The organism is Primorskyibacter sp. S87 (genome assembly GCF_049801055.1).
In the GTDB taxonomy this organism is placed as follows: Bacteria; Pseudomonadota; Alphaproteobacteria; order Rhodobacterales; family Rhodobacteraceae; genus JBNAGF01.
Genome location: NZ_JBNAGF010000009.1, coordinates 1 through 16,089, shown reverse-complemented (window position 1 = coordinate 16,089; position 16,089 = coordinate 1). Strand labels below are relative to the sequence as shown.

At 60.4% G+C, this 16,089-nt stretch carries 14 protein-coding genes; 7 read left to right on the top strand and 7 right to left on the bottom strand.

Annotated elements, in window-relative coordinates:
* Window positions 1-109: 109 nt before the first annotated feature.
* The gene (locus ACP15U_RS15090; protein ID WP_425045981.1) at window positions 110-379 is read left to right on the top strand and encodes a spike base protein, RCAP_Rcc01079 family; all 270 of its coding nucleotides are present in this window, start codon (window positions 110-112) and stop codon (window positions 377-379) included.
* Window positions 379-1,719, top strand: coding sequence for a hypothetical protein (locus ACP15U_RS15085; RefSeq protein WP_425045980.1), 1,341 nt, complete (start codon window positions 379-381; stop codon window positions 1,717-1,719). Before ACP15U_RS15090 ends, ACP15U_RS15085 begins: the two co-directional genes overlap by 1 nt.
* Here the strand turns inward: ACP15U_RS15085 and ACP15U_RS15080 are convergent.
* Genes ACP15U_RS15080 through ACP15U_RS15060 form a run of 5 tightly spaced genes read right to left on the bottom strand, consistent with a single transcriptional unit; the run spans window position 1,710 to window position 7,344 of the window.
* Window positions 1,710-2,786 (bottom strand): hypothetical protein, encoded by a 1,077-nt coding sequence (locus tag ACP15U_RS15080; RefSeq protein ID WP_425045979.1) that lies wholly within the window; start codon window positions 2,784-2,786, stop codon window positions 1,710-1,712. The genes ACP15U_RS15085 and ACP15U_RS15080 overlap by 10 nt on opposite strands.
* Window positions 2,783-4,156 (bottom strand): oligosaccharide flippase family protein, encoded by a 1,374-nt coding sequence (locus ACP15U_RS15075; protein WP_425045978.1) that lies wholly within the window; start codon window positions 4,154-4,156, stop codon window positions 2,783-2,785. The genes ACP15U_RS15080 and ACP15U_RS15075 overlap by 4 nt, the downstream gene beginning before the upstream one ends.
* The gene (locus tag ACP15U_RS15070; protein WP_425045977.1) at window positions 4,153-5,145 is read right to left on the bottom strand and encodes an acyltransferase family protein; all 993 of its coding nucleotides are present in this window, start codon (window positions 5,143-5,145) and stop codon (window positions 4,153-4,155) included. Before ACP15U_RS15070 ends, ACP15U_RS15075 begins: the two co-directional genes overlap by 4 nt.
* On the bottom strand, window positions 5,132-6,628 hold the full coding sequence (locus tag ACP15U_RS15065; RefSeq protein WP_425045976.1) for an O-antigen polymerase: 1,497 nt from the start codon (window positions 6,626-6,628) through the stop codon (window positions 5,132-5,134). The genes ACP15U_RS15070 and ACP15U_RS15065 overlap by 14 nt, the downstream gene beginning before the upstream one ends.
* On the bottom strand, window positions 6,628-7,344 hold the full coding sequence (locus tag ACP15U_RS15060; RefSeq protein WP_425045975.1) for a sulfotransferase family 2 domain-containing protein: 717 nt from the start codon (window positions 7,342-7,344) through the stop codon (window positions 6,628-6,630). The genes ACP15U_RS15065 and ACP15U_RS15060 overlap by 1 nt, the downstream gene beginning before the upstream one ends.
* A gap of 101 nt (window positions 7,345-7,445) precedes the next feature.
* Here ACP15U_RS15060 and ACP15U_RS15055 point away from each other — a divergent pair, with 101 nt between their 5' ends.
* Together ACP15U_RS15055 and ACP15U_RS15050 are read left to right on the top strand one after the other, a co-directional pair.
* Complete coding sequence (locus tag ACP15U_RS15055; RefSeq protein WP_425045974.1) at window positions 7,446-8,597, top strand: glycosyltransferase; 1,152 nt, start codon at window positions 7,446-7,448, stop codon at window positions 8,595-8,597.
* Window positions 8,594-9,757, top strand: a complete 1,164-nt coding sequence (locus tag ACP15U_RS15050; RefSeq protein WP_425045973.1) for a glycosyltransferase family 4 protein — start codon at window positions 8,594-8,596, stop codon at window positions 9,755-9,757. The genes ACP15U_RS15055 and ACP15U_RS15050 overlap by 4 nt, the downstream gene beginning before the upstream one ends.
* Here the strand turns inward: ACP15U_RS15050 and ACP15U_RS15045 are convergent.
* Window positions 9,673-10,341, bottom strand: a complete 669-nt coding sequence (locus ACP15U_RS15045) for a sugar transferase (protein ID WP_425045972.1) — start codon at window positions 10,339-10,341, stop codon at window positions 9,673-9,675. The genes ACP15U_RS15050 and ACP15U_RS15045 overlap by 85 nt on opposite strands.
* A gap of 224 nt (window positions 10,342-10,565) precedes the next feature.
* Here ACP15U_RS15045 and ACP15U_RS15040 point away from each other — a divergent pair, with 224 nt between their 5' ends.
* Window positions 10,566-12,431, top strand: coding sequence for a hypothetical protein (locus tag ACP15U_RS15040; RefSeq protein ID WP_425045971.1), 1,866 nt, complete (start codon window positions 10,566-10,568; stop codon window positions 12,429-12,431).
* Window positions 12,432-12,448: 17 nt separating this feature from the next.
* Here ACP15U_RS15040 and ACP15U_RS15035 read toward each other — a convergent pair whose 3' ends face one another.
* Entirely contained in the window at window positions 12,449-13,180 is a 732-nt protein-coding gene (locus ACP15U_RS15035) for a metallophosphoesterase family protein (protein WP_425043073.1), read from the bottom strand.
* A gap of 153 nt (window positions 13,181-13,333) precedes the next feature.
* On the opposite strand from ACP15U_RS15035, the gene ACP15U_RS15030 reads away from it, so the two are divergent.
* Both ACP15U_RS15030 and ACP15U_RS15025 read left to right on the top strand, forming a co-directional pair.
* Window positions 13,334-15,439, top strand: coding sequence for a YjbH domain-containing protein (locus ACP15U_RS15030; RefSeq protein WP_425043072.1), 2,106 nt, complete (start codon window positions 13,334-13,336; stop codon window positions 15,437-15,439).
* Window positions 15,440-15,465: 26 nt separating this feature from the next.
* On the top strand, window positions 15,466-16,077 hold the full coding sequence (locus tag ACP15U_RS15025) for a YjbF family lipoprotein (protein WP_425043711.1): 612 nt from the start codon (window positions 15,466-15,468) through the stop codon (window positions 16,075-16,077).
* Window positions 16,078-16,089: the final 12 nt, after the last annotated feature.

The following is a 16,089-nucleotide window of genomic DNA, read 5'->3' as shown; positions in this document are numbered from 1 at the left end:
GTCGTCTTGACCCCGGCCTTTCTGTATTGAAAACGCCCCGATCGCCCTGTTCGGCAGCCATTAACCCGTTTGAGCGAGTGTCGCATCGCTTCAAAACGGAGAAACATGGATGCCTATTTCTGACGCATATGAGAGTTTTGCACCCGGTTTGACCGGCCCGGCGGTGAGCGGATTCGATATCACGCCGGATGATGGGGCTGATCTGCTCACCCTGCCCCGCGCCTTGATGGTCGCTTCCAGCGGTGATGTCGCTGTGCAATTTGGCGACGGATCGCGGATTGTCCTTCCGGGGCTTCAACCAGGCATCATTTACCCGGTTCGGCCGGTTCGGGTTTTGGATGCTGGAACCACGGCGTCCGGACTGAAAGGCTTGCTATAATGCTTGGGTTGATGACTGGGATGGTGCCAGGGTTTCGCAGCGAAACCATGGTTCCGCTTCCTTTTGGGTTCGACTGGGACAGTGGGCGCTTTCCCCTGTCGATCACCCGAACAGGCTCGGGTTTTCGGTCCGGGCTCAATCCCCGTTCTCTCGTGGATCCGGGGATTTGGACGGGCGTCGCCATTCATGTGGATGGCGAAAACGGCGACGACGGAAACAATGGGTTTGGAGCCGATGGCGATTTTAGTGCTGCCAAACGATCGATCCATGCAGCCTTTGTGGCTGGCAACGCTACGGCGGCTCCTTTCCGGGTTGTGATAAAGGCTGGCGAATACGAGGAGAGCGCCTTTACCCGCAACGGCAATGAAGAACCAACCCAGCCGGTTGCTATCCTTGGTTGGGGCGGGCCGGTCAGGTATCGCACAGGTCCGTTCGAAATTTCTTGGACCAATGCGGGCGACACCTACACGGCCCCAGTCAGTGCGGTGCGGAGGGTGTTCCGATCGACCCAGACGACTGCGCAGGGGATACACGTCGAATTGGAACGGGCTGCGGATCTGGCTTCCTGCCAGTCGACCACAGACAGTTGGTTTGCCGATGGAGGGACATTGCATATCAATGTCGCTCAGACACCCGGGGCACGTGACCTCGCTGTGATAAGGAGTTTTCACGGAGCCCGGTTCCTCAATCATGCTCAGGACCTGTATCTGGAAGACATCCATTGCGAAGGCGGCATTACCGGGGCGCTTCATGTCGACGCGCCAGCGTCGCGGAACGTGGTCGCGGTGGGATGCAGTTTTCGCTATTCCGCTCCGTCGAATGTCAACAACCCGTTGGACGCAGTCCAACTGCGACGGACAAATGGACTTGCGGCCTTTTTTGACTGTGACGCTTCGGGCGGAGCTGAGGATGGGTGGTCATTCCACGAGGACGGAAATGCCGGGTTGCATGTTTTGCTCGAGAACTGCACTGGTTTCGCGAACGGGGCCTTTGCTGCCGATAGCTGCAATGCTCTGACTGCGCATGACGGCGTTCGCCTGGTCGATTTGAACGGGCGCTACGGATGGTCTCGCAACGGAACCGAAGTGCATTGTATTCAGTCCTCGCAAAGCTTGCTGGCCGGAACGGAAGTAACAGCGCGGGATGTGGATGGCACGAGTACCGCGTTCAAGTGTTCTAACCAGAGCAGCATGTGGTTGCAGGATACGGTTGCTGATGCAGACGGGTCAGCGGAGAACATCGCGATCGAAGCCAATGGCGGTAGCGTGTTCACCCGTGGCCATTCGGGGGTCAACGGCACGGTGAGCACATCTTCGGGCGGAAGCGTGTCTCAGTTCTGAGTCAGGCTACGGGCAAGGTCGGACCAGTCAGGCAGGAACTCTGGCCGCTTTTCCTGAGTTTCGCAGCGAAACCAGGCATCGGGGTCAGAATATCCGATAATGGCTGGCACCTCAGGGTCGCACAGCCGATCCGGCCCGAGTATCGGCAGACCAAAGTGCCGGTAAAGGAGCAACCGGTTCGAGTTGGTCGTTTGATATTCTATCCCCGGTTTGTCCAGATATGGGGCTAGACCGACATCGGCATGAGCAACATGGGCCAAGGTGGTTTCAAAGCTTTGTTCGCCGTGCAAAACGAGATTCGGCAGGGCAGGGGGGACTTGTCGGAGATGGCCCAGCACGTGGAGCCTCCACCTTGGACGTGACAGGGCAATGTGTTGCAGCGCACTGAGGTCGACCTGTGTGGTTCCTGCACAGACGGCCTCGATTCCGGCACGTGGACGGAAGGGGTCGAGGGGTGTTTTGGTCAACTCAGCGCGCGGTATGCCCATTGGGTCCAGAGTGATGTTAGGGTGATCAAAGCGCCGGGCGAGATGAGGCGAGGGCGTGCTGATCCGATCAAACAAGGGTATGTGGCGGGTTTCGGCGTCAATCAGCACTGGAGGTGCCTTGAGAAGTCCGATGTCGTCGTTGACCCGATAAATCAACGGGACCTTCGGAGCCGCTTGCCGCGCAACTTTTGCAAGCATAACTGGAGCTCCGCTTTCGATCACAACCAGATCGGCCCGAGAGAGGGGGGATTGCAGGCGGGGGAGCCAATAGCTCGTGAAAAAGTGTTGCAGCGGTTCGAGCAATCGGTCCGCGGTTTCGCTGCGAAACCCGACCGGGTGAATGGGCGCATAGCCAAAGATGGAAGTGAGGCTAGCAGAGAAATCGATTGATCCGGGACGAGGCTTGTCTGGTAGTGATCGCAGGCGTTTGTCGCCCGCCAGGCGGGACAACCAGCTGTATCCAACGGTTGCAAGGGTCACATGCCAGCCCATTGCCTGTAAAGCATCGGAAACCCATAACAGGCTGGGGCGTCGTTTTTGGTTTGGGAAATGCCCGGTGAGAATGACAATGCGGTTCATGTTCGGAAGGTCGCGGTTCGGGCTGGAGAGAAGAGCAAAAGAACGCTTGAGTAGGCCAGAAGCCCGATGACCATTTTGGCGGTCAGACTGGCCAATGCCGGCCAGTTGGTGATTGAGCCATCAAGAAAAGTCAGGGCGGCCGCCATCACGCACCCTGAGAGGCATGCGGGGGCAAGAGATGCCAAAACGCGATCGGGGTGGATCAGCAGAACGCGCAGCGCGGTCCGAGCGAAGGGAAGGGTGCCACAGAATGCACCAAAGGCCAGTGCAGCGGATATTGCCGTGACGGACAGGAAAAATCCGGGTACGGCCAAGGTCAGCGTCAGCAGCAGCACGGATACTGTGCGGGTCAGGGTCAGCCCTACCACGCCTTGTGCCGTCAGGGCCTGTGTAAGGGGCATGGCAAGCGCGTTTATCAGGCCGGTCAGGCAGAAGCCCGCCATCAGAGGGGCAACCGTTTTGGCGTGATCCGATCCGACTGCCAGTGCGAGCAACTCGGGCGCGGCAAGAATGGCGCCAGGATAAATCAGGCAGGCGATTGCGGAAGTGCTCCGAAGGCTACGGAGAAGAGCAGCCGGTCGCTGACCCGGCGAAATCACGGTGAAACGGGGCAGGGCAATGAATCGGATCGGGGAAATGGCCAGTGCGTCCAGCAAACCAAGAATTCGGGATGCGATCTGGAAGCTTCCAGCAGCTGGAAGCCCAAATTGGGAGCCGATCGCCAATTGCAGAAGAGGCAGCGTGGCCGAGCCAGCCAGATCGCGCAAGGAGAGCCGAAAAAAGACGGGCAGCAAGTCACGAATAGCAGCCCGATCGGAGGAGATATATGGCCGTTGCCCTGCCAGAACGAGGGAGATCCCGGCGGTCAGGCTCACATTCAATGCAACGAAGCAGATCAGAGACCATGCTCCGGCCCCTTGCAAAAGGCTGAAAAGAGCCAAAGTTGCCGAAAGCCCTTGCGCCACGGTCGTTCGAATGGCGAGGGCCCGGATCCTCAGTTGGCGCCGCAAAACCGCTTCGGCGGGTTGGCCGATGGATTGCACCAAAACAAATGGAGCCAGCGCGTACAGGTACTGACCGACTGGCTCGGCCAGACAGGTACCGAGGGCCGCCAAGCCGACCGCGCCCAATACGCCAATCATGATTGACAAGGTAAAGACCCTGCGTTGGGCCTCTGGGCCATTGGAAAGAATGGCGAGATCGCCGATTCCGGATCTCAACAGGGCCTGTGCTATGCGAAGCGGTGCAAAGGCGGTGGCGAAAGCGCCGATTTCGGCCAAAGTCAAAAAGCGGGTTGCGATGAGGAACAGCGCCGCGGAAAAGCCCAGCCGCGACCATTGCAGAATAGTAGACCAGAACGCTGTGTTCATGCGTCCGCGCTCCGCACGACTTGCCGTGCAAGGGGACGTTCCAGCAGGAGATGGCAGAGGAGTCCGATTAGCAGGGACAGAACACAGGCAACTGCGACATAGAGCCAAGCCGCGTTGGGTGGTAACATCGGCAGGAGGGTCAGCGTGAGCAGCCGCAGCGTGAACCGGTGCGAAAGGTACAGCGCGAAACTGGCATCCCCGATCAGCTGCATGGGCAAGGGACGCGGTGGGCAAAAAATCGTTCCTGCTGCCACAAGCAGCGCCGACGGAAGGCCAACGGCAAGAAATCGCGGCAGGTCGGTGTCGTGCAGAGTTACCATCAGACCGAGCGCCAGAGCGCCTGAGAACGCTGCCAGAGGGGCGGAGGGGTATCTATGGCCCTGTCGCCACAGCCGGGCTAGCAAAACACCGTATAGAAACTCGAGGATCAGGGGGTTGGTCCAGAATTTCGGAGCAGTAGCCTCAAACGACAGGAGTGATAGCACCGAAAGGCCGCAGATTGTGACAGAAATCGCCAGAATCGGCCGGCCCAGAGCCAAACAAGTCGCCATGAGGGCGTAAAAGAAAACCTCGTAGTTCAGGGTCCAACCGAGAGACAGAACCGGCGCGATCCTTCCGTCATGGCGCTCGAACGGAAGAAACAGGTAGCTGCTGAGAACTTGCCCTACCTCCAGCTGCGTGTCCTTGGTTGCATCGGGCGCAAGAATGAGCGTCGCCACCATCAACGTCGTGAACAGGTAGTAGAGCGGGACAACACGCAACATTCGCCGCTGAAGAAAGGCGACCGGCCTGCGGCGGTATCTGGCGGCCGACAGCGTGATTATGAAGCCGGAGATGACAAAGAAGATATCGACACCTCGGGTCCAGGGCAGGTTGCCCGGTGCGAGAGCGATCCCGAAGTAGTGCTCGGCTTCGGCGATGACATGGCCGATCAGAACCATCAGCGCGGCGAGGGCGCGCAGGAGTTGCAACCCCTCAAGCTTGGGCATAACCACGATCCTTTGTGGGCATGGCGGGGAGAGAAAGGCGGGGGGCTGGGGTTTCGACCGGCAACCGGGCGAATTCTGTCTGCACAATGACGCTGGACTTTCGGCAAAGGACTGCGATCACAACGAGTGAAAAGAGGCAATTCTGATGGGTGATGTAGAGGCCGTGCGAGGAAAACAGCAGGGCTGCCCCGACTTGCGCGTAAAGCGCGGCTCCGAGAAATGAGGTCCGGGCATTTTGGAACAGACGCCGGAACACATACCCGGCCCCGAACAGAAACAGCGCGCCACCAAGCAGGCCGAAATCGACATAGGGGGCAGTCAGAAGCGAGAATTCTCCACCACCGCGGACCAGATCCGAGGTCGCGATGCGCGGTGCTAAAAGCGGCTCTAACACACCGTCAGTAAACGTCAGAATCGCCACCCCTTGAAGGGTATGCGCCCCGAGGGTCGCAGGTGTGTCGGCCTGAAGGGGTGCGAAGGAATTCCAGAGGTCGTTGACGAAATAGAAGGCCAGCTTTTGCAAGGCAAGCTCCAGCGCTGTGTGCTGGAATTGGGGGTTGGTCAGGCTCTCGCGCAGGGTCCAGACCGAAAGAAAGGTCACTGTGCCGGTCAGCAGCCAGCGGCGGCCCACGATGCGGCGGCGGATCAGGCAGGTGACGATGTAGGACGAGAGCACGAACTGCAGCAGCAGCAGGCGCTGGCTCATCACGATCGGAAGGAGAAACAGCGCGAGTGTGTTCAGGATCAGGATCGTCTGGCAGCGCCTGCGTGCGCGCCGAGGCAGGGCGCGGCCTCCCGCGGAAAGGATGGCTGCGGCGAGGCTGCCGGTGGCGGGAAGGGCGGCATAGAGCAGTCGCATGCCGGTAAACAGCTTGTTGTCCAGCAAGAGGTCGCGAGCAGCCAGCGCATCATGTGTTGCCAGCGCCACGAGGTTGGGCAGACCGCCATTTTGTCCGGCGGTATGGAGAACCCAGATCAAAGTTATCGAAAGGAATATGCCGTTCAGCCGAGCGGTGTTGCGTGCGGCCGTGGTCAGGTTGAGTTTGGTCTGGTGTTTCGGTGTCGCGGATGCCCGGGGCGCCGGCGTGAAAACGCAGTGATAGCTGTCCGAGCGCGGGTCGATCTGTGGGAACATCGTTGCGCGGTTGATCGCACAGGAATGCCCGGCAGCAGGAAGCGGAAAGGGGGGTGATTTGGCGGTTTCCGAAGTGACATGCAAAAAGCGACAATAATGCGCGTTAAAAGAGCTTGAGTGCGCTCTCCGATTTTCGCGCGCTGCAAGATCCCCAGCCATCAGGGACAACATTGCAGTGGCCAGCCAAACCCCGCCCATCCATGTGAACCCGGAGGGGTCAAGTGCCACGCGAGACAGAAAAACAGGCAGGAGATCGAAATACCCCGGAAGCAGCAAGGTCAGCCCTGCGCAGGCAAATGTCAGCCCCCAGCAGATCGCCAGTAGGGCAGGGGGGGAGAACCATCGCATCAGGTTGCAGCTGCCGTTGTGCGGGCGGCCCGATAAATGACGATATCGGGGGCGCACAGATCTTCGATCCGCCCGCGCAACTCTTCCGGTATCCGGGTTGGAGATGGCGCGCGGTTGCGGGTCAGGCGTGGCAGTGGCCCCCGGATCAGGCGTTTCAGGCCATGCAGGAAAACATCAGGATCTGACAGGTCTCCGATCAGGGTGAAACGTGAGAGGTTGCGTTGGGCTTGGGCAATCCGCGTGCATTGGTCGGTGCAGCCGGAAGGGTCGTCGCCGCCGAAGTAGAACAGATATTGCGAGCCAATGCGTTCTGCATCTTCGGTTTCGCAAAAGCCTGCCAGTGTGTCAGGCCGGTCCGGGTCAGGATGTGTCCGCTGCAGGTATCGATAATGGGACACGAAACGCGAAACCGGATCGCGCAGAAGGGTGACATAACGGTAGTCCGGAAAGGCATCATGCAGGGTCGGAGAATAGCGGACATGTGCCGAGATGCATCGCGTGCCGGTCTCTAAAAGCCGTCGCAGTTCGGTGCCGCGGATCGCATATTCTGCCTCGATCCGATCCTTGCCCGACAGGGTTGGATAACGGGCGGTGACCTCGGCCCGGCTTTGTCTCAGGTTCAGGGTCGCCTGGCTGGTGAGGTGGCGCAGGCGCAGGGTCGCGCCGAAACTGGAGCCGCCGCATTTTGGAACATGGATGTAGACAATGCCGGTCATGCTCGGTCCTGATTGGGTGAAACCTATGCTTCGTTACGGTTTTGTTAAGGATCACCGATCAGGGTTAACGGGGGCTTAAAGCGTCTTCGGAGGTCGATCGGATGGCCAAGCATATTCTGCATCTGGTGACCCGGCTTTTGCGGGCCGGTTCGGAAGAAAACACGATGGCCACTTGCGAGTGGCAGGCACGCGCGGGGTATCGGGTGACGCTGGCGCATGGGGCTGAGTTCGACCAATCGTGGTATGAAGATCCCGTGCCGGGCGTGCGGCTGATACAGATCCCCCAATTGGTACACGCGCTTGACCCGATCGCGGACTTGAGGGCGGTTCGGGCGTTGCGTGGGCTTTACCGTGACCTTCTGCCAGACGTAGTGCACACACATCAAAGCAAGGCCGGAATATTGGGACGGCTGGCGGCGGACGCGGCCCCGTCTGCCCAAGTGGTGCACGGAATTCACATCGTCCCATTTCAGGGTGTCGGGACTTTGCAAAAATGGCTCTATCTTGCCGCTGAATGCGCAGCGGCCCGAAGGACCGACGCTTTTGTCGGCGTGTCGGATGCTGTTGGGCAAGCTTATGTTCAGGCCGGGGTGACCAGCGCCGCGCGGGTCCATACCGTGAGGTCTGGAATGGATCTGAACCGGTTTCGCAATGCCGGCTGGCCACAGGACTGGCGGGCAATTCTCGGCCTGTCGAAAGCCGGGACAAAGCCGCCGGTTGCGGTCATGCTGGCCTCGTTCGAGCCGCGCAAGCGGCATGTTCCGTTCCTGCGGGCGTTCGCAAAGGTGGCGCCGCCTGACATGCTGTTGGTGCTGGCGGGGCAAGGCCCGCTCGAAGCCGAGATACGGGATGAGATTGTCCGGCTGGGGTTCGCTGATCAGGTTATCCTGTGTGGTCACCGCGAGGATCCCGAGGCCTTGCTGGCGCTGGCCGATCTGTCGATCCTTGCGTCGGAGCGGGAGGGTCTTCCCCGGGTTGTCATTCAGTCACTGGCGGCCGGGTGCCCGGTGGTCGTATCGGCGCTGCCCGGGATCGACGAGGTGGTTCGGCACGGGGTCAATGGCATCGTCGCGGATGGCTCGGACATGAGGCAGTTGGCAAGTAGCGTTGCGGCTCTGTTCAAGCAGAGATCGGATCTGCTTCGGCTCGGGCAGGGGGCGGCAGAGACGGATACTGGTGCGTGGGGATGGGACGAGCTTGGACGACGGACCACCGAGATCTACGGGCTGAACCAGAACAGGAGCGCGGCATGATATTCCTCAACGCGCGATTTCTGACGCAGCCGGTTTCGGGGGTGCAACGATATGCTCGGGAATTGGTGGGCGCTCTGGATGACGCATTGGCGACGGGGTGCCCCGGATTTGGGCCGGTGGTCGCGTTGCACCCGAAAGGAGAGATCGAAGATCCGGGATGGCAAGCCATCGAGCTGCGAGCAGCATCAGGAGGGCAGGGTCATTTCTGGGAACAGGGTGCTTTGGCCCGCGCGGCTTGGAGCGGTGTGTTGTTGAGCCTAGGCAACAGCGGCCCGCTGCTTCATCCGAGGCAAGTTATCTGTTTTCATGATGCCAATATCTGGGCACTACCCGAAGCCTTTTCGCCACGCTATCGGGTGTTGCACCGTGCATTGCGCCCACCTCTGGCGCGTCGGGCCAAAGGGCTGATGACCGTCAGCAGGTTTTCGGCCATGGACCTTGCTCCTCGGCTGGGCGTCGATGCGCGGCGGTTCGAGATCGTTCCGAACAGCGCGGCCCACATCCTAAACATCGCACCGGATGCACGGGTGCTGCAGCGGTTTGGGCTGACGTCGGGGGCGTATCTGCTCAGCGTGGGCAATCAGAGCCCGAACAAGAACCTCCGCAGGCTGGTGATCGCGCATGGTCAATGCGGGCCTGACGTGCCGAAACTGGTTGTCGCTGGCGGTCGGGTGCCGGGGCTGGCGGCGGGCCAAGGCACAGGGCTGGCGACTGTCGCATCACGGGTCATCACGACCGGTCGGGTGAGCGACGCCGAACTGCGGGCGCTGTATGACGGGGCAAAGGGTTTTGTTTTCCCGTCGCTCTACGAAGGGTTCGGTATTCCGCCGCTGGAGGCCATGCAGCTGGGGGTGCCGGTTCTTGCATCACGTCGCACCGCATTGCCAGAGGTGCTGGGTGACGCGCCAATTTGGTTCGATCCGATGGAGATCTCGGATATCGCCCGCAGCCTGCAAGCCTTTGCCAGATTGGACAAATGTGCGCGCGCGCGTATGGCTGCGGCTGGCCGGGGTGTCGCGTCGCGGTTTACCTGGGCGAACAGTGCCGGCAGATTGATCGAACTGCTGCGGAGAGTTCAGCAGCCAGATGGAAAAAGAACCGTGAGTGCGGTGCGTCCGATCAGCCCGAGGTCGGTGGCAAGACTGACCTGGCGCAAATAGTTTAGGTCGAGCTGAACACGGTTTCGGAAACAGCCGTCCTGTCGGCCCCGGACCTGCCAGAGCCCGGTCACACCGGGCTTTTGACAGAGATAGGTTGCCGGGACGGGATCGTAGTATACCAGTTCTTCGCGAGTGATCGGGCGGGGGCCAACAAGTGACATGTCGCCGCGTAGCACGTTGAAGATCTGTGGCAATTCATCCAGCGAGGTTCGGCGCAGGAATCGACCCAGTGAAGTCACCCTCGGATCGTCTCTAAGCTTGCGGTTTTTGGCCCACTCTCGGGCGGCGCCCGGATCGCGATCGAGGTGGTTTCGAAGAATGGTGTCGCCGTCCACGCGCATCGTGCGGATTTTGTAGCAACTGAACGACCGCCCGTGACGGCCGACTCGCTTGTGGGCGTAAAACCCTGGTCCGCCCTGCAATCTGGTCGCGACCCAGCCAAGCACAATCAGCGGCAGAAGAATGGGTAGCAGAAGCAACGACAGGCTCAGGTCAAGCGCACGCTTGCCAACCCGTGTGTAAAGACCGCGGCGGGAGGCCACGGTGATTTCGGCGCGGGTTTCGAACAGGTCGAAATGCGTCATGGGCGAACTCCGTCGTGATCCCACCCACGCGGCTGTTCACCTGTGATTAACCATGGATGAAGTTAACACGGCCTTAACGAACGACAGGAGCGTCGGGCAGTAGAGCCTTTGACGCCGCGGTTGGCGATTTTCTGTTGTGCCAACCAGAGGGAACCGGGAATGTGGTGGCGCAAGGGCCAGATCATCGGGCAGGCGTCAGGCAATAGCAGGCAGGGAGGGCAGGGATGCAGGCAGAGGAAATACAGACCGGGACGGGCGGAAACGAAGATGATGCCGCGCCTTTTGTCGGGCAGCGAAAGCGAAAGCTGGAACTGAGGTTCATGCCGCCCAAGGCAGTCTCGCTCGAGAACCTGGAGGATTGGCGACCCTTTCTGGAAGACCCGACGCTGCCGTCGTTTTCGCATGAGGCAGCGGTGGCATTCGAACCCGAGGTCGCCGAGGCGGCCGAATGGATCCGTCACGTGTTGCTGGTGACGCGGGATCTGCTTCTTGTCGGTGCCGTGCCCTGTTTCGACCAGATCCGTCTGCTGAACTGCACGTCGAGAGGGGACGACCGGGGCACATATGACACGCTTGTCGAGGTTCCTGTGTTTGACCGGTTTTCGTTCAACGTGTTCGAAGCGGCCCTTGCTGAGGCAATTCGCTGTGTTGGTTTCATGCGTGCCTATGCCCCAGAGAGTCAGAACCGGGAAAAATTGTATGACGCGATTGAACGGGACATGATGGCGAGGATCACCGGGGATTACCTGTCTAACAGCTCGAACCTCTATGCTCTGTTCGCGGCCTACCGACGGCAGATCCCGTTTTGCCATGTCGGGATGGGGGTGTATCAGATTGGTTGGGGTGCGGCCGCGCGGATCATCAACCGCAGTACAACAGAGCAGGATTCTGCCCTGTCGGCGCGGTTGACGAAATACAAACACGTCACCGCCGGGCGCCTGCGAGATGCCGGGCTTCCTGCGCCTGCGCACAGATTGGTGGACAATCGACAAGACGCCTTGGAGGCGGGCGAAGAACTCGGCTGGCCAGTGGTGGTCAAACCGTCAGATCTGGAGCGAGGCGAGGGTGTTCATGTTGACGTCGAGCGGAATGATATCGGCTCTGCTTTTGATAATGCTGCGGCTCTGACACCGAGCAATCGGGCCCTGGTGGAGCGTCAGGTCGATGGTATTTGCCACAGGTTGTTCGTGTCTGGCGGAGCGTTGCTCTATGCGGTCAAGCGCCAGCCAATTGGTGTGTACGGCGACGGAACAAATTCGGTTGCTGAACTGGTTGCCATTGACTGCGAAAAAGAGGACCTCAAACCGCGGTGGCGGCGATCCCGTATCCGCCCACTTGATGATCTTGCCAGGCAAAGTCTGGCCAACGCTGGGTTGACCGAAGACACAGTACCCGAAAAGGATCAGTTCGTTGCGCTGCGCCGTATTGAATCCACGGCCCTCGGAGGGACGTCTGAAGACGTTTCCGAGCATGTACACCCCGAAAATCTGCGGGTTGCTTTGGCGGCGACGAAACTTTGCGGGCTGGACATAGCCGGCGTGGATATCATCACCAGCGACATCTCGCAGCCTTGGACTGAAACCGGCGCCGTGATCAACGAGGTGAACTTTTCGCCGTCACTGGGAAGCGGAGAAGTCTCTCGGTCGCATCTGGATGAGTATATCGGCCGGCTTGTGCAGGACAGAGGCCGAATCCCGGTCAAGGTTTTTGTCGGAAACAACGAGGCGCTTGAGGCGGCCAGAGCCTACATTTCGGCGAGCCACGACAACGGGCTGACGGCTGTTCTGACGACAGCGACGCTAACTGAGACAGCAGGAGGCATATCCCGGCCCCTATTCGCGCAGGGATTGCAGAGCCGGGTGAAAGCACTGGTGCGGTCTTTGGATGTGGAGGCTTTGGCGATCGTGGTTCAGGATGACGCCCTGTTTCAGGAGCCTTTGCCGTTGGACTCTGTGGATGGGGTTGAAATTGTCAACGCGGCTGTTTCCATTGCGCCCGGTTCGGATGCTCAGCAGCTATTTGATCTTTTGTCCGCATGGTCCGAGCAAAGCCGTGTTGCACCGGCTGCCAGCCAAGATCAGAGCGAATAGCGGCCCCTGTGACTTGTTCACTTCATCGTCAGGAATTCTGCGGCTCCGTTGCCGATACCTGCGACGGTGAGTTTGCCTGTTGCGTATGCGCCGGTATCGACGGCGATGATGCCTTGTGTGGCTTGTGGTTCATCGATGATGGTGTGGCCGTGGGCGATCCACATGCCGTCGCGGCGTGGGGTTCTGCCGAACTCGGGATGTCCCCAGAGCAGGTGTTTGGGTTTTTGGTCTTCGAGACCGAACCTGGGATCTGCGGCAGCGTGAACAACGCCGACATTGCCGTTCACGTAAGTGAGCGGCAGGGTGCGCAGCCAGAAGATCATCTCGGATCCCATGGCGTCGCGCAGGGCGTCCCGGGCCGCTTCGAGATCCGGGCCGCGGCTGGTCTCGGTCAGCCCGGCGATGCCAAAGCTGGCCAGCGTCTGTAGGCCACCATAGCGCAGCCAGCGCGGGCCGTGCTCGATCGGGTTTTCGAGGAAGGACAGCAGCATGTCTTCGTGGTTGCCCTTGATGCAATAGGTGTTTGGGCGTCCAAAGAGCTGGCGCAGCACCCCGGCACTTTCCTCGCCCCGGTCCACGTAGTCCCCCACCAGCACCACCGGATGCTGTGGCACAAGCTTGCTGAGCAGCCGACCAAGCAGGTCGGATCGGCCATGCACGTCACCGATCAGGTAGAACGGCACGTCAGGTGCGATGGACGGGTAGATCGGAGAATTGCCGGTTCCCTTGGCAATCCATGATTTCAGCATGCTCGAGCTCCGTTTTGGCAACGGCTGGTTGTGGTAAATCTAGCGCAGTTGCGCCGGAAGTGATACGCGCACCGCGCCAATTTGTGAAGCTTTCCGGCCAATTTGGTAAAGCTCTTAAAAAACAAAATGATAATGTTGAGTGAGCAGGTTTAGATGCGTATTGCCGCATGCGCGATACTGGGATTCGGCTGTGTATTGCTGGCCGAGGATTCCGTGCGCGCGCAGAATTTGTCGACCTATGGGACGCCGGGCCTGATCGACATGCCGTCGGCAGAAGTGCTGCCAACGGCCAATCTTGCGTTTACGGGCGCCGCCTTCAAGGACACTGCGCGCGGGACAATTACGTTCCAGATGCTGCCCTGGGTCTATGGCTCGTTTCGGTATTCCTACATCAAGGATTTCAACCGAGGCGGTGCCGAAAGCCGGTATGACCGGAGCTTCGACATCCACTTTCGCCTGCGCGAGGAAACCGCCCGGGGTCCGGCAATCGGCGTTGGCTTTCGCGATTTCGGCGGCACCGGGATCTATGGCAGTGAATATGTCGTTCTGACCAAGACCTTTGCCGAGCGCTGGAAAGTGACCGGCGGCATGGGTTGGGGCCGGCTAGGCCAACGCAACAGTTTCAAGAACCCGCTGGCGGTGTTTGATGACAAGTTCGAAACGCGGCCGCCGCGTGGAACAGGCTCTACAGGCGGTAAACTGGCCTATGATCAGTGGTTCCGCGGTCCGGCCGCCTTGTTTGGCGGATTGGAGTATCGCCTGAACGACCGGCTTTCCCTTTTGGCCGAATACTCTTCGGACGAATATCAGGAAGAGAAGCAGAAGATCGGGTTTGATGCCGATTTCCCCCTGAACTTCGGGGTCAACTACAAGTTTCGCAACGGCGTCAACATGAACGCCTCTTACATGTACGGCAACACGCTGGGCCTGCAGCTCTCCTATGCCTTCGATCCGCGCAACCCGCTGGCGCCGGGCGGGCTGGACCGCGCGGCCCCGGCGCTGAAGCCGCAGAACCAGGTCGCCGCCGAGAGCTGGAACCTGCCCGACCAGGACAGCGACATGACGGCCCGCGATGTGCTGCGGGCGCGGCTCGACAAGCAGGGCCTGCGGATGACCGGCTATGGGGTCGAGGGCAACCGCGCCATTGTCGAGATCGAGAACAACCGCTTTTCCGCCTCGGCGCAGGCGGCGGGCCGCACCGCGCGCACGATGGCAAACACGCTGGACCCGTCGATCGAGGTGTTTGATATCACGCTTCTGAAGAACGGCGTGCCGATCAACACCATCGAGACCCAGCGCAGCGATCTCTACGAGCTGGAAAACGATGTGGATGGCGCATGGCGCACGCTGGCGCGCTCGGTGATCCGGGATGAGCCTTACGGGTTGCCGCCGGGCACGGTGCCGGGTGCCTTTCCACATACCGGGTATCGCTTCGGCCCTTACCTGCGTCTGTCGTTCTTCGATCCGGACAACCCGCTGCGCTATGAGTTGGGGGCCGAGTTCAAGGGCGACTATGTCGTGCAGCCGGGCCTGTTCCTGACCGGTGCCCTGCGGGTGCCGATCATCGGTAATCTCGACGAGACCACCCGGGTCTCGGACTCGGTCCTGCCCCATGTGCGATCAGACTGGGCGGAATACGCGCGCAACCAGTCCAGCGTGTATGTCCAGCGCCTGACCGCGGCCTATCTCTGGCGTCCGGGTGAGGATCTGTTTGCGCGGGTCTCGGGCGGGTATCTCGAAGAGATGTTCGGCGGGGTTTCGGCCGAGATGCTGTGGTATCCCAATGACAGCCGCCTCGCGCTGGGGGCCGAGATCAACTATGCCAAAAAGCGTGACTATGACATGCTGTTCGGCTTCCAGAGCTATGACGTCGTGACCGGTCACGGCTCGATGTACTACGATCTGGGCAACGAGTATAACCTGCAGATCGATGCGGGCCGCTACCTTGCCGGGGATTGGGGCGCGACCTTCACGCTCGACAAGGAGTTCAACAACGGCTTCAAGGTCGGCGCCTTTGCCACCTTCACCAATGTCAGTGCCGAAGAGTTCGGTGAGGGATCGTTCGACAAGGGGATCCGGTTCGAGGTTCCGGTGTCGTGGCTGACCGGCAAGCCGACGCGGTCGACGGTCAAGCAGACAATCCGGCCGGTTCTGCGCGATGGCGGGGCGCGGCTGATCGTCGACAACCGGCTGCATGAATACACCAGAGACGAGCGCGCCGGGCGGCTGGTTGGACAATGGGGGCGGTTCTACAGATGAGACGAACGCTGGCCCTTGCCTTGCTGATGCCGCTGCTGGCGATGACCAGTGGCTGCGCCAATGACAGCAACGATTTCGTCGAGCTTCAGGCATTGCTGCAGCCCGGCAAGGCCCAGCCCGACCCGCGCATCCAGCCGCTGCTGGATGCGGATGCGCCGCGGCTGCAGGTGGGCTTTCTGGACAGCGGGCTGGCAGGCGTGATGCTGTTGGAGAACAGCCGCGACGGGGTGCGGACCTGGCTGTCGGTGGATGGCGCCACGCTTTTGACCCGGCAGGGCATGATCGTGGGCGAGCGCGGCTTTGGCGCGGGGCTGATGGCCTCGGACATCGCGCAGTCGATGGATGCGGTGCTGGGCGGGTACAGAGCCGAAACCGTGCGCTTCCACTCCTTCCTGACCGGCAACGACCGGACCGAAATGCGCAGCTACAAATGCGTGGTGGAAAACCGCGGCGACAAGATCGTGACGATCCGGGGAACCCCAACCTCCACCCGGATGATGCGCGAGACCTGCAACAGCACCGATCAGAACTTCGTCAATGTCTACTGGATCAGCAACACCTCAGGCCAGATCGTCCAGTCAAGACAATGGCTCGGCGACTTCGCTGGCGTCGTCACAACAAGGCAGGTGTCAGAATAAACAGAGCTGCAC